The sequence below is a fragment of the Methylocapsa polymorpha genome, assembly GCF_045689225.1.
GTDB lineage: Bacteria > Pseudomonadota > Alphaproteobacteria > Rhizobiales > Beijerinckiaceae > Methylocapsa > Methylocapsa polymorpha.
This window is the reverse complement of the sequence record NZ_CP136862.1, coordinates 3808249-3820860: the sequence shown is the minus strand read 5'-3', so window position 1 is coordinate 3820860 and position 12612 is coordinate 3808249. Positions and strand designations below refer to the sequence as shown.

The 12612-nt window shown below is 61.8% G+C and carries 12 protein-coding genes; 7 read left to right on the top strand and 5 right to left on the bottom strand.

Annotated features, from left to right (window positions below):
- Window positions 1-117: 117 nt before the first annotated feature.
- The 5 genes from glnA to RZS28_RS17580 form a co-directional block, all read right to left on the bottom strand.
- Window positions 118-1527: a type I glutamate--ammonia ligase gene (gene glnA, locus RZS28_RS17600; RefSeq protein WP_407339020.1), complete on the bottom strand. Its 1410-nt coding sequence runs from the start codon at window positions 1525-1527 to the stop codon at window positions 118-120.
- Between the two features lie 81 nt (window positions 1528-1608).
- The gene (locus RZS28_RS17595) at window positions 1609-1947 is read right to left on the bottom strand and encodes a P-II family nitrogen regulator (RefSeq protein ID WP_407339019.1); all 339 of its coding nucleotides are present in this window, start codon (window positions 1945-1947) and stop codon (window positions 1609-1611) included.
- A 417-nt stretch (window positions 1948-2364) separates the two neighbouring features.
- Window positions 2365-2748: a hypothetical protein gene (locus RZS28_RS17590; protein WP_407339018.1), complete on the bottom strand. Its 384-nt coding sequence runs from the start codon at window positions 2746-2748 to the stop codon at window positions 2365-2367.
- A 395-nt stretch (window positions 2749-3143) separates the two neighbouring features.
- Window positions 3144-3998: a 3-mercaptopyruvate sulfurtransferase gene (sseA, locus tag RZS28_RS17585; RefSeq protein WP_407339017.1), complete on the bottom strand. Its 855-nt coding sequence runs from the start codon at window positions 3996-3998 to the stop codon at window positions 3144-3146.
- 882 nt (window positions 3999-4880) lie between these two features.
- Entirely contained in the window at window positions 4881-5756 is an 876-nt protein-coding gene (locus tag RZS28_RS17580; protein ID WP_407339016.1) for a S1 family peptidase, read from the bottom strand.
- On the opposite strand from RZS28_RS17580, the gene RZS28_RS17575 reads away from it, so the two are divergent.
- The 7 genes from RZS28_RS17575 to RZS28_RS17545 all read left to right on the top strand — a co-directional run bounded on the left by RZS28_RS17575 (window position 5743) and on the right by RZS28_RS17545 (window position 12574).
- On the top strand, window positions 5743-6057 hold the full coding sequence (locus RZS28_RS17575; RefSeq protein ID WP_407339015.1) for a PepSY domain-containing protein: 315 nt from the start codon (window positions 5743-5745) through the stop codon (window positions 6055-6057). The two genes, RZS28_RS17580 and RZS28_RS17575, sit on opposite strands and share 14 nt — an antisense overlap.
- Window positions 6058-6086: 29 nt before the next feature.
- Complete coding sequence (locus RZS28_RS17570; protein WP_407339014.1) at window positions 6087-6809, top strand: response regulator transcription factor; 723 nt, start codon at window positions 6087-6089, stop codon at window positions 6807-6809.
- Window positions 6810-7042: 233 nt separating this feature from the next.
- The gene (locus RZS28_RS17565) at window positions 7043-8437 is read left to right on the top strand and encodes a sensor histidine kinase (protein WP_407341162.1); all 1395 of its coding nucleotides are present in this window, start codon (window positions 7043-7045) and stop codon (window positions 8435-8437) included.
- A gap of 54 nt (window positions 8438-8491) precedes the next feature.
- Complete coding sequence (ccmI, locus tag RZS28_RS17560) at window positions 8492-9607, top strand: c-type cytochrome biogenesis protein CcmI (protein ID WP_407339013.1); 1116 nt, start codon at window positions 8492-8494, stop codon at window positions 9605-9607.
- 7 nt (window positions 9608-9614) lie between these two features.
- Complete coding sequence (gene ccmE / locus RZS28_RS17555) at window positions 9615-10100, top strand: cytochrome c maturation protein CcmE (protein WP_407339012.1); 486 nt, start codon at window positions 9615-9617, stop codon at window positions 10098-10100.
- 21 nt (window positions 10101-10121) lie between these two features.
- Complete coding sequence (locus RZS28_RS17550; RefSeq protein ID WP_407339011.1) at window positions 10122-12101, top strand: heme lyase CcmF/NrfE family subunit; 1980 nt, start codon at window positions 10122-10124, stop codon at window positions 12099-12101.
- 2 nt (window positions 12102-12103) lie between these two features.
- Window positions 12104-12574, top strand: coding sequence for a cytochrome c-type biogenesis protein (locus RZS28_RS17545; protein WP_407341161.1), 471 nt, complete (start codon window positions 12104-12106; stop codon window positions 12572-12574).
- The last annotated feature ends 38 nt before the right edge of the window (window positions 12575-12612 follow it).

Below are 12612 nucleotides of genomic sequence, written 5' to 3'. Positions count from 1 at the left end.
CCGATCAATATCTTAAACCCGGTCCGCATAGGCGGGTAGTCGTAGGCGGGAAAAATCGATCCCGGAAAAACCCGGGATCGACCATGAGAGGGCGCAGGATCGCGCGGCGGCTCGATCTCAGTACGAGTAATACATATCGAACTCGATCGGATGCGGCGTCGTTTCGAACCGCAGCACGTCAATGGTTTTCAGCTCGATATAGCTGTCGATGAAATCATCGTCGAAGACGCCGCCGGCCTTGAGGAAAGCGCGATCCTTGTCGAGATTGCTGAGCGCTTCGCGCAGCGAGCCGCAGACGGTCGGGATCTTCTTCAATTCCTTCGGCGGTAGATCGTAAAGGTCCTTGTCCATCGCCGCGCCGGGATCAATCTTGTTGGTGATCCCGTCGATGCCCGCGAGCAGCAAGGCCGAGAAGGCGAGATATGGATTCGCCGCCGGATCGGGGAAACGGACCTCGACGCGTTTCGCCTTCGGGTTCGTCGCGAAAGGAATCCGGCAGGAGGCCGAGCGGTTGCGCGCCGAATAGGCGAGCAGGACCGGCGCCTCGAAGCCCGGCACCAAGCGCTTGTAGGAATTTGTCGTGGGATTGGTGAAGGCGTTCAGCGCGCGGGCGTGCCGGATGATGCCGCCGATGTAATAGAGGCATTCGTCGCTCAGATCGGCGTATTTATTGCCGGCGAACAGCGGCTTGCCGCCTTTCCAGAGAGACTGATGGACATGCATGCCCGAGCCATTGTCGCCATAGACCGGCTTCGGCATGAAGGTCGCCGACTTGCCGTAGCTCTGCGCGACCTGATGGATGCAATATTTGTAGATCTGGAGATGGTCCGCCATCGTCGTGAGCGGCCCAAACTTCAGGCCGAGCTCATGCTGCGCGGACGCCACTTCGTGATGGTGCTTTTCGACCTTTGCGCCCATCTGCGCCATGGCGGCGAGCATTTCGCCGCGCATGTCCTGCGCCGAATCCACCGGCGGCACCGGGAAATATCCGCCCTTTGTGCGAACGCGATGGCCAAGGTTGCCGCCCTCGTAAGGCGTGCCCGTGTTCGACGGCAATTCGGACGAATCGAGGACGAAGCCGGTATTGTACGGCTCGGTGGTGAAGCGAACGTCGTCGAAGACGAAAAACTCGGCTTCGGGGCCGAAATAGGCGGCGTCGGCTATGCCCGAGGACACGGCGAAGGCTTCGGCTTTCTTGGCGATGCTGCGCGGATCGCGGCTATAGGGTTCGCCGCTCGCCGGCTCCAGGATGTCGCAAACGATCACCAGGGTCGGAGCGGCGAAAAAAGGATCGATCACCGCCGTCTTGGGATCGGGGAGCAGGGTCATGTCGGATTCGTTGATCGCCTTCCAACCGGCGATCGAAGATCCATCGAACATCACGCCTTCCGAGAACGTGTCCTCTTCGATCAACGACACGTCGAAAGTGACATGCTGCCACTTGCCGCGCGGATCGGTGAAACGGAAATCGACATATTTGATATCATTGTCCTTGATCGACTTCAGCACGTCTTTGGCGGTCGTCATGTCTGTCCCTCATGGTCTGAATAAAGGTCGTGTCGGTAGGAAAGCGGAGCGGAGTCGCCAGATCTGAACGATGGCGGAAGGTCAGATCGCGTCGACCCCGGTTTCGCCGGTCCGAATTCGGATCGCGCCTTCTATATTCGAAATAAAAATTTTTCCATCCCCGATTCTCCCGGTCTGCGCGGCCTTGCGAATGGCCTCGACGGCGGCGTCGACGAGGCTATCGGACACAACCACCTCGATTTTGACCTTGGGAAGGAAATCGACGATATATTCGGCGCCGCGGTAGAGTTCGGTATGGCCCTTCTGCCGGCCAAAGCCCTTCGCTTCGGTGACCGTGATCCCGGCCACTCCCGCCTCCTGCAGCGCCTCCTTCACCTCATCCAGCTTGAATGGCTTGATGATCGCCTCAATTTTTTTCATCGGCTCTTTTGCTTTGCGCTGTCGCCGCCACCGGTTTCGCCGAATGGCTGGAGAACCATAAATTTGAGCGTTTTGACCGCCTCTTAGCACCTGCTAAGCAAAACCGCCACGCAAAAGCAATAGAATAGACGTCCCTCATTGGGCCGATGGACAGGGCGAGGCCAAGTTTTGCCCCTAAGGGAAATGATGAGCCAAGCTCCAAGGCCTGGCTGGGGAAATGAGATGGGGGGATGCGGCGGGAGTGCGGGAGCAGGCCGTCATGTGGGGCGGACGCCTTCGCATGCTGCGTTTATGAGCGCCGCGAATGGCGTAGAAATCTCTGGTCGATCGCAAAATGCTTTCGCCCGGCGAAAGCAAAAAAACCCGTTCCGCGCCCTAGTCGCGGAACGGGTCCTACAGGCCTGTCAATTCAGCTTATTAATCGATGGTTTCGAGAACATCGTGATGTTCGCGAACGACCTGCGGCTTTCCGGCCAATTCCACAAGCGTCACGCCGACGCCTGAGCCGAGAAGCTGCAACGAGATTTCCTTGCCGTTTTCGAATTTGACGCCATCGCGATAGGCGCCATGCTCGAGCCGCGCGAAGACAACCTGTTCGCCGGGCTTGACGCCCAGACGCGTCTGCAGGTCGCTCGAGATTCCTTCGAGCTTGAGCCGCGTATCATATTGAACGCAGACCGCCGTCGTGCAATCGCCGGGCGCCGCGAGGCCGATGCTTCCCGAAGGAAAGCGGGTGGTCACATATTTCTCGGACTCGCGTGCAGGCCGAGAGGCATACATTTCAAGCGAATAGTCACACATTTGTGTCACTCCTAATGTCTCGAGACGGTTTTTCACCTTCAATGCGACTCGATCCCGCCGAAAAGCCATGGCCAGGTTCGGCTTCGAAAGCTATGAAGGATGAGGTCGCCCCCAAGCAGGGGGAAGCGTGGAAGCCTCTAAGGGCCTGCCGGCTCGATCCCGAAGAAAACGCAAGCGCGGGCCTGCGTCGGATCGAGTCCCGTTCGGCGATCGCCGAACGCTCCACTTAGGCGATGAATGCGAGAAACTTCAAAAGGTTTCAGGGCAAGCTCGCTTAAAGGGTATGCTAGCGCAGCCTCTTGGCGCGTCAAGCTCTTTCGCTGCCGGTTACCCGATTTTTTGACGTTGCAGGACGATGTGATGTGTCGACAGATTATATACGTAAGGCGGTCAGTTCATCCGCCTTGCGCAATCGGCAGATCGGACCGCGCGCCCCATTCGCTCCAGGACCCGTCATAGAGAACGACGCCGTCCTTTCCAATCGTCTCCAAAGCCAGAAGAAGAATCGCGGCGGTCACGCCCGAACCGCAGCTCGTGATGACGGGCTTCGCGAGATCGACGCCGGCATTGACGAAGGCGGCTTTGACCTCCTCTGCGGGCCTTATGCGGCCGTCAGTTACGACGTCGCGCCAGGGCAGATTCCGGCTGCCGGGAATATGGCCGGAGCGCAATCCCGGCCTCGGCTCCGGGGCCTCGCCTTTGAATCTTGAAGCTGCGCGAGCGTCCACGATCTGCGCGGAGCCGCTCTCGCTGGCGATCTTCACTTTTTCGGCGTTGGCGACTGCGGCGCTGTCGAAATGCGCGGTGAATGGCCGCGGCGCGCGCGCCGGGCTCCCGGTTTCGAGCGGCCGTCCCTCGGCTCGCCATACCGGCAGGCCGCCTGCGAGGATCTTCACGTCCTGCGCGCCAAAGACGCGCAAGGTCCACCAGACTCTGGCTGCGCCAAGAAGACCAGAGGCGTCATAGACCACGAAGCGCAGCCCGTCGCCGAGGCCGAGCTTTTCCATCTCGCTGGCGAAAACCTCCGGCGATGGCAGCATATGCGGAAGCGACGTCGTGTGATCGGCGATGGCGTCAATATCGAAGAACGCTGCGCCAGGGATATGGCCGGCGGCATATTCCGCCTTCGCGTCGCGGTTCTCGTCGGGCATGAAAAAGCTGCCATCGATGACTGCGAGATCGGGGGCGTCCAAATGCTCCGCGAGCCACGCCGTCGAGACGAAAAAAGAAGAATCCACGCTGGCGCTCATGCTCGCAACCTTTGCATCGCGGGGGCCTTATCATTTGGTCCGCGGCAAGAAAATCCGCCAAATCAGCTAGGCAGCATGTTTCATATATCGCTGAAGCATGTAAAGCCTCAGATCCCAGCGGCGCGATTGCTGGACGCGCCGCAGCGAGCGCGACCTCAAGATGCTTCACATCGCCGAGGCCTTTTCAAGTTTATCTGATTTTCTTATCGCGCGCCCTCACGGATCGCTTCGGAACTTGGATGCAAATCTCTATTTCAAAACCGCTTTCTAGCTTTCCGGAGGCAGGCGTCAGCCGACATGCCCCCAGGCGAAGCGGTCAACGTCAAGCCCGAACCTTTCTCGGTTGGTCCTGTTTTTAGGGCGCACTGACGTCACTGTTTATCCCGCAGGGCGGCCCGCTCCCTCTGAGATCTCGCCTTGGGCAGGGCGCCGTCCAAAGAGTTCAGCAGGAGGAGTTCATGAAGCTTATGACAGCGAGCTGCGCGGCGATGCTTGTGGTCGCGCCGGCGACCGTCGCCTTCGCTCAGGATACTCAATACCCTGATTTGGGGTCGATTGCTAAGACAGCAGGCTCCACCGGGCAAAGCGGCGCAGCCGCCCCAATCAAACGTTCGGATAGCGAAGCCGCCCAAGCCGGGCGTTCGGATAACGCAGATAATCGCGAGACAATCACGGGCCGTTCCGCGAGTCCGAAGGAGGGCGCCCCTCAGACGAACTCGCCGGCGGCGGATAAGTCATCGGCGCCTAAGCGTGATGCTTGGGGCGGCGATAAGTACTATCCCGACTGGAAGGCGGTTGCGAAGGCGATCGGCCCTTCCTAAGCAACCACAAGCGGCCAGCGTTGCAGCATGATCGCGTCATTGAAGTGATCATGCTGCGCAATTACGGCGTGACGCTTCCGGTCACGCCCCAAGCGCTCAGGGTAGCGTCGATCCAGCGCCGTTGCGGCGCGATGAGAACAGCTTGGGTCAAGGCGCCGCAGGAATGTCCATTTTCGCCTTTGGCCCAAACGGCGACGGCGACCAGGAGCGGCGCCGCGGCGGCGAAGATAGGCGCCCCGGAATCCCCTGTGCATGCGCCAAGCCCTTCACGATTGGGATCCGCGAGCCAAAGAAGAATCGAGGATTTTGGTCCGCTCGCGATAAGGTCGCCTTCCCGTAAAACGCCTCCGGTCTTCCCCGCGCCCTCATCGGCGACGCCAAATCCCGCGATGCGAAACATTTGTCCGACCGCGGCGGCGGCCGGCCCAAATTTCGGGAGCGCCACGGGCGAGAATGCTGAAGGCAGCGGTTCGGCGAGGCGCACGAGCGCCAGATCGATCGAAACCAGGCGTCGCCGCACGGCGTCGGGCCGATACCCCGGATTAAGCGCAATCGACGTCACGTCGAGCATCGTAGATTGCCCTTCGGCGTCGCGGAAAAAAACGCGCGTGTCGTCCGGAGCAGTCACGCAATGGGCGGCCGTCAGGACGATATTTCGCGCAATCACGGTTGCGGTGCAAAAACTCGCGCTCGATCCGTTGCGGTTCAGCACGACCGCGACATATGGCGCAAGATCCGGGGCCTCGCGCGCCGGTCCGACCAGGGCTGAGGCCGCCGTCGGGATAAGCAGGATGAACAGGCGGACCAGCGCCCGCGGCAAGCGCGTCGTTCGGCTCGCCGCAACGAGCCGGCCGAATTGAAAATACGCGCGCGCGGCCGCATTATTCATTGTGCATTCATTCTTGCTGCGCCAGCTTCGATCGATGAACTTTTTCATTTTGGTCCTTGTCGCGACCACAATCGGCTTCGCCTCCCGCGCGGAGCCGGCGCGGCAACGCATATGTTATTCGACGGCCGAGACCCGCGACAAGATTGTCTCTCTCGGACTTTTCGAGCCCTTTCATTTGATGCGGAACGCCGCGACCAAGATGCAGGCTGAGGCGATCGGCGCCAGGCTTTGCCGCTGGAGCGAGGATCTCGTCTATGAGATAAGCCTGTTGCGCCACGACGGACGCGTCCTCCATATTTCCGTCGATGCGAAAACCGGCAAGGTCGTCGGTTCGAAGAACGAAGAATAAAATCTTCTCTCAAGGGCGGGATCTCGGAAATGCGCCTGCTCGTGGTCGAGGACGATAAAGATCTCAATCGCCAGATCGTCACGGCGCTCGAACTGGCGGGCTATGTGGTCGACCGCGCCTTCGACGGCGAAGAAGGCTGGTTTTTGGGCGACACTGAACCCTATGACGCTATCGTGCTCGATCTCGGCCTGCCAAAAAGGGACGGCATTTCCGTGCTCGCTGACTGGCGCAAGGCCAACCGGACCATGCCGGTCCTGATCTTGACCGCGCGCGACCGCTGGGGCGACAAGGTGCAGGGCTTCGACGCCGGCGCCGACGATTATGTCGTCAAGCCCTTCCACATGGAGGAGATCCTCGCGAGGCTGCGGGCGCTCTTGCGGCGAGCGGCGGGCCACGCGTCGAGCGAATTCAGCTGCGGCGGCGTAAGCCTCGACGCGCGCGCCGGCCGGGTTTCGGTCGATGGCAATCCGATCAAGCTCACATCGCATGAATATCGGCTCCTCTCCTATCTGATGCATCACGCCGGCCGGGTGGTGTCGCGCGGCGAAATCGTTGAGCATCTTTACGACCAGGATTTCGATCGCGATTCCAACACGATTGAAGTTTTCGTCGCCAGATTGCGGAAAAAGCTCGGCGTCGACATCATTCAGACCGTGCGCGGGCTAGGTTATCTTCTGGCGCCGCCAGAACTCAAGGATGCGGACCTGAAAGACCGAATCGGCAAAAGCGGCGGGACAAGACCTGGCCGCTGACGCGAGGCGCCGCGGCAGAATCCTCGACAGCGGGCAGACGGCTTCGCCTGAAGATCCGCGAACGAAACAGCTCAGAGCCTCATCCGATCCAATTCAATCGAACCTCGCTCTAAATCCCTTTCCGGCAAGGCAAAAGTCCGCGCGGCGACGACAAAATGGCCCTCGATAAAGACAAAGAAAGCATGGCCGACAAAGCCGGGCTGAAGCGCGCGCCAAGGCGCCCCAGATTGAGGATAAGGACGGATTCGATCGCAAAGCGGCTATTCCTTTCCGCCGCGATTTTGAGCTTCTCGATCCTTTTCGTCGCCGGGCTTGTTCTCACAACGATCTATCGGCGGGCGGCGGAGGATAATTTCGACGAGCGCCTCGGCGTCTATTTGCGCGCGATCGTCGCCGACATTGCGACGCCCGGCGAAGCGGGCCGCACCGACCCGGAGGAGCTAAGCGATCCGCAATTCGAATTGGCCCTCTCCGGCTGGTATTGGCAGATCACCCGATTGGACAGCGATAAGCCGCAGATTAGAAGCTCACGCTCGCTCTTCGCCGCCAGGCTCCCCCGTCTTTCCGAGCAAGGCGTCGAAGCCGGCCTGGGCGGCGCGCGCAGGGGCTATGTGAAAGGGCCGGACGATCGGCGTTTGCGCATGCTCGAGCGCATCATCGATACGGGCGACGAGGGCATTTATCTTGTCCAGGTCGCGGCGACCACAAAGGACTTGGATGCGCAGATCGCCCGTTTCGAGCTTGACCTCGTCGTCACCTTTTGCCTGCTGACCCTCGCTCTGATCGTCTCCTCGGCGCTTCAGCTTCGCTATGGCCTGCGGCCATTGCGGCAATTGCGAAGGGGAGTCGTCGCGATCAGACGCGGCCAGAGCGAGGCGATCGAAGGCGATTTTCCGCAAGACATCGCGCCGCTCGCAAGCGAGCTCAACCTTCTCATCGCCGCCAATCGCGAAGTGGTGGAGCGCGCCAGAACCCAAGTCGGCAACCTCGCCCATGCGTTGAAAACGCCGCTGAGCGTTATCATGAACGAAGCGGCCTTCGATGGCGGCCCCCTGGCGGGCAAGGTCGAGGAGCAAGCGGTGATCATGCGCGATCAAGTGGCCTATTACCTCGATCGCGCGCGCGCCGCCGTGCGGGCCGGAACGCTGAGCGGCGCGACGGAGGTTGCGCCTGTCGTCGAAGCCCTTATTCGCACCTTTGAAAAAATCTATTCGGCGCGGTCGCTCGTTTTCACAGCGACGATCCCGCAATCCATTCGATTCCTCGGCGAGCGTCAGGATCTTGAGGAAATGATCGGCAATCTCATCGATAATTCCGGCAAATGGGCTGCGAGCGAGGTCACGATCAGCGTCGCTCCGGAGCCTCCCCAGGACGCCTTGGACCGCCCGTTCTTTCGCGTTGCGATTGACGACGACGGACCCGGGCTCGCCCCCGAGCTGCGTCAGGCGGCGCTTCGGCGCGGCGGTCGGCTCGACGAAACCAAGCCCGGGTCCGGCCTCGGTCTTTCCATCGTCGTTGATCTGGCGGCGCTTTACGGCGGCTCCTTGGCGCTCGACTCAAATCCAAAGGGCGGGCTGCGGGCGGAACTGAGACTGCCGGCGGCGCCAGGCGACGGCGCTTTCACGTGAGCGTTATGGAAAGGGCCTTTGCAAGGGACGGGGCAATCACTATTAAGAGGCGGCATGCTGTGGCTGATCTTCACAATTTTGACCGGATTTGCGGTCCTGAGCATCCTTTGGCCGCTCCTTAAGACGCCGCGCGGCCTGTCGCATGGCGCGACGGAGATTGCGCTGTATAAGGCCCAGCTTGCCGAGATCGATCGGGACGCTGCGCAAGGGCTCGTTGCGCCGGAAGATGTGCAAGGCGCAAAGGCCGAAGCCGCCCGGCGCCTGATGGCCCCGCCCGCGCCTGCCGAACAACCGCGGGCGGGGCAGGGCTGGGCCGTTCGCTTCGTCGCCCTCGCAGCCGTGATTTTCGTGCCAGCGCTGGCGCTTGGGCTCTATTGGGTCGTCGGCAATCCTAACCTGCCAGACCTGCCGCTTTCGGCGCGCCTGGAGACTTCGCCCGCCCGCGATGAGCTGATGGCGGCGGTGGCGAAAATTGAAGAGCATCTCGCGCAACATCCCGACGATGGGCGCGGCTATGAAGTGCTCGCGCCTGTTTACCTTCGCATGGGCCGCGCGAATGACGCCGCCCAGGCCGTCGCCGCGGCGCTTCGCCTGCTCGGCGAAACCCCGGAGCGGCTGACGCTTTATGGAGAAGCCCTCGTCTTCGCCGGAAATGGGCTCGTGTCGGGCGAGGCGCGACAGGCTTTCGAGACGGCGGCGGCGAAAGATCCATCGCTCCCCAAGCCTCGCTTCTTTCTCGGCCTAGCCGCCGAGCAGGACGGCGACATTGCTCGCGCGCGGGACATCTGGAGCAAGCTTCTCGCTGACGCGCCAGAGGCCGCGCCTTGGGCGCAAGCGCTGCGCGAGAGAGTCGCCGCGCTGCCCGGCGGGAGCGAGGCGCTTCAAAACAGCGGCGCGCCGGCAAATGGTTTGGCGGCGAAAATCCAGGCCATGTCGGAGGGCGAGCGCGCAGGCGCCATTCGCGGCATGGTGGATGGGCTCGCCGCGCGCCTTGCGCAAAATGGTCGGGACCTCGAAGGCTGGCTGCGCCTTGTTCGCGCCTATACGGTCTTGAACGAACCAGACAAAGCCCACGCCGCCTTGATCGACGCGAAACGAAATCTCGCCGGCGATGCGCCGGCGATTGCGCGGATCGATGCGCTCGCGCGCGAACTCGGCCTCGAAGGTTGAAACCCGCATGACCCGCAAGCAACGCCGTCTCGTTTTGATCGCATCCGCCGGCGTCGCGCTCAGCCTCGCCGCCGGACTCGTGCTTTTTGCGCTGCGCGACAATATTGTCTTTTTCTACGGTCCGAGCGAACTCGCGCAAAAGGCGCCGCACGCGGGGACAAGGCTTCGGATCGGCGGCCTGGTCAAGCAGGGCTCGCTCGTTCATGAGAATGGCGAGTCGGTGCGTTTCGCCATCACCGACACGAAGCAGGAGGTGGAGGTCGCCTATACGGGCCTGCTGCCCGATCTTTTTCGCGAGGGCCAAGGCGTCGTCGCCGAGGGAAGCCTCGGCGCGGACAATGTGTTTCATGCCGACAGCATTCTCGCCAAGCATGATGAACGCTATATGCCGCGCGATGTCGCCGACGCTCTGAAGAAGCAGGGGGTCTGGCAGGAAGGCTCGCAGGCGGCGAGCGCCGGCAAGTCAGAACCGGCCGGCGTGGTTCGCCAGTGAGGCGCAGCAAGTGAGAGTCGAATGATCGTTGAAACCGGCCATTATGCGCTCGTCCTGGCCTTGGCGCTCGCGCTCATCAATTCAGTTTTGCCGATCTGGGGCGGGGCGACGCACGACCGGCGTCTCATGGCGGTCGCTCCATCCGCTGCGCTCGCCGGATTCGGCCTCGTCGCCTACGCTTTTTTCGCCTTGACCTACGCCCACATAGTCTCGGATTTTTCGCTCGCCAATGTCGTCGAGAACTCGCATTCCGCGAAGCCGCTCATTTACAAAATCACCGGGGTCTGGGGCAATCACGAAGGCTCGATGCTTTTGTGGGTTCTGGTTCTCTCTGTCTTCGCCGCGGCGGTCGCCCTGTTTTCCGGCTCCATGCCGGAGGAGTTGCGCGCAAATGTGCTCGCCGTGCAATCCTGGATAGCGGCGGCTTTCCTTCTCTTCATTCTCTTGACCTCGAACCCTTTCGCACGGCTTGTCGACGCGCCGCCGGAAGGCAATGATCTCAATCCCTTGCTGCAGGACCCAGGCCTCGCGACTCATCCGCCGCTGCTCTATCTCGGCTATGTCGGGCTCTCGATCACTTATTCCTTCGCGGCGGCGGCGCTGATCTCCGGCCGCATCGACGCGGTTTTCGCGCGTTTCGTGCGGCCTTGGACGCTCATCGCCTGGATCTGCCTGACGCTCGGCATAGCGATGGGCTCCTATTGGGCCTATTACACTTTGGGCTGGGGCGGCTTCTGGTTCTGGGACCCCGTCGAGAACGCCTCGCTCATGCCTTGGCTCGCGGCGACGGCGCTCCTGCATTGCACGGCCGTCATGGAAAAGCGCGACGCCCTGAAGATCTGGACGATCTTCCTCGCCATTCTCGCCTTTTCCTTGTCGCTGCTCGGAACCTTCCTCGTTCGGTCCGGCGTCCTGACCTCTGTCCATGCTTTCGCGAGCGACCCGACGCGCGGGATCTTCATCCTCGCCATTCTCGTGGTCTTCATCGGCGGATCGCTCGCGCTTTTTGCCGTTCGGGCGGGCGGGCTGAAGCAGGGCGGCCTTTTCGCGCCGGTGTCGCGCGAAGGCGCGCTCGTCCTCAACAATCTCCTTTTGACGACATGCTGCGCCACGGTTTTCATAGGCACGCTCTACCCGCTCGCGCTTGAAGCCTTGACCGGAGAAAAAATTTCGGTCGGCCCTCCCTTCTTCAACCTTACTTTCGCGCCTTTATTCGTCCCGCTCTTCGTCCTCATGCCGGTCGGCCAAAATCTCGCGTGGAAACGCGGCGATCTCTTTGGCGCGGCGCAGCGGCTCGGCGCGGCGATCGGCGCAGGCATTATCGCCATGCTCGTTCTAGCGGCGTGGCGCGGAGGCCCGGTCGTCAGCGTGATCCTCTCGGGCCTTGCCGTCTATGTGATCATTGGTTCTTTCGCGGACCTCATCCGGCGTCTTTTTGCCGGCGGCGCTTCCTTCGCAGCGGCAGCCCAGCGGGCGCTCGGACTGCCTCGACAGGCGCTTGGGACGGCTTTCGCCCATGCCGGGCTCGGCGTGACCTTGCTGGGCCTCGCCGCAACCGGATGGGGCGCGGAGAAGATCATCGCCTTGAAGCCGGGCGACATTGTCGAGATCGGCCCCTACCAGCTCGCCTTCGAAAGCGTATTCTCGCGCCAGGGCCCAAATTACTCCGAGATCGTCGGGCGGACGATCATTCGCTCGAATGGACTCTTGAAGGCTTCGATCGAGCCCGCGACGCGCTTTTATCCGACGCGCCGAATGAGCCGGGCGGAAGCCGGCATTGCGACGCTGGGCCTCGGCCAAGTCTATGTGAGCATCGCCGACGCGGCGGCGAATGGCTCCGTCAACGCCCGCATCTTCTGGAAGCCGCTCGTCGCTTTGATCTGGATCGGCGCGCTGATCATGGCGTTCGGCGGCGGTCTTTCGCTCAGCGATAGAAGCTTTCGGATCGGCGTCGCGCGCCGCGCCCGCAAGGCCGCGGCCATCGCGCAACCGGCGGAATGATGATGTTGCGCCGCCTCGCCCTGTTGCTCACGCTTCTGCTGGCGCCGCTCGCGGCCATGGCGGTCGAGCCCGATGAAATCTTGAGCGACGCCAAGCTTGAAGCAAGGGCGCGCGCGCTCTCCGCAGAATTGCGCTGCATGGTCTGCCAGAACGAGTCGATCGACGAGTCCCATGCCGATCTTGCGCGCGATCTCCGCCTCCTCGTCCGCGAACGCCTTCAGGCGGGCGACAGCGATGAACAGATCCGCGCTTTCCTGGTCCAGCGCTATGGCGACTTCATCTTGCTGAAGCCGCCTTTCAAGCTCACGACTTGGCTCCTCTGGGGGGCGCCTTTCCTCGTTCTTATCGCGGGCGCTGGCGTCATCATTTTCGCGGCAAGACGAGGCCGCGCGAGCACGGCTTCTACAGATGGTTTGAGCGAAAGCGAACGCGCGAAGCTGGACTCGCTGCTCGGCAAGGACGGCCTGTCGTGAAGGGCCGAACCGCGCTGTCGTAGAGGCTGAAGATCCCG

Bases quoted from the DNA above. Each gene is read 5' to 3' on its own strand.
- RZS28_RS17595 (WP_407339019.1), bottom strand. From the start codon at position 1,947: ATGAAAAAAATTGAGGCGATCATCAAGCCATTCAAGCTGGATGAGGTG.
- RZS28_RS17575 (WP_407339015.1), top strand. From the start codon at position 5,743: ATGAACTTTTTCATTTTGGTCCTTGTCGCGACCACAATCGGCTTCGCC.
- RZS28_RS17550 (WP_407339011.1), top strand. From the start codon at position 10,122: ATGATCGTTGAAACCGGCCATTATGCGCTCGTCCTGGCCTTGGCGCTC.
- RZS28_RS17590 (WP_407339018.1), bottom strand. From the start codon at position 2,748: ATGTGTGACTATTCGCTTGAAATGTATGCCTCTCGGCCTGCACGCGAG.
- RZS28_RS17545 (WP_407341161.1), top strand. From the start codon at position 12,104: ATGTTGCGCCGCCTCGCCCTGTTGCTCACGCTTCTGCTGGCGCCGCTC.
- sseA (WP_407339017.1), bottom strand. From the start codon at position 3,998: ATGAGCGCCAGCGTGGATTCTTCTTTTTTCGTCTCGACGGCGTGGCTC.
- ccmE (WP_407339012.1), top strand. From the start codon at position 9,615: ATGACCCGCAAGCAACGCCGTCTCGTTTTGATCGCATCCGCCGGCGTC.
- glnA (WP_407339020.1), bottom strand. From the start codon at position 1,527: ATGACGACCGCCAAAGACGTGCTGAAGTCGATCAAGGACAATGATATC.
- RZS28_RS17570 (WP_407339014.1), top strand. From the start codon at position 6,087: ATGCGCCTGCTCGTGGTCGAGGACGATAAAGATCTCAATCGCCAGATC.
- RZS28_RS17580 (WP_407339016.1), bottom strand. From the start codon at position 5,756: ATGAAAAAGTTCATCGATCGAAGCTGGCGCAGCAAGAATGAATGCACA.
- ccmI (WP_407339013.1), top strand. From the start codon at position 8,492: ATGCTGTGGCTGATCTTCACAATTTTGACCGGATTTGCGGTCCTGAGC.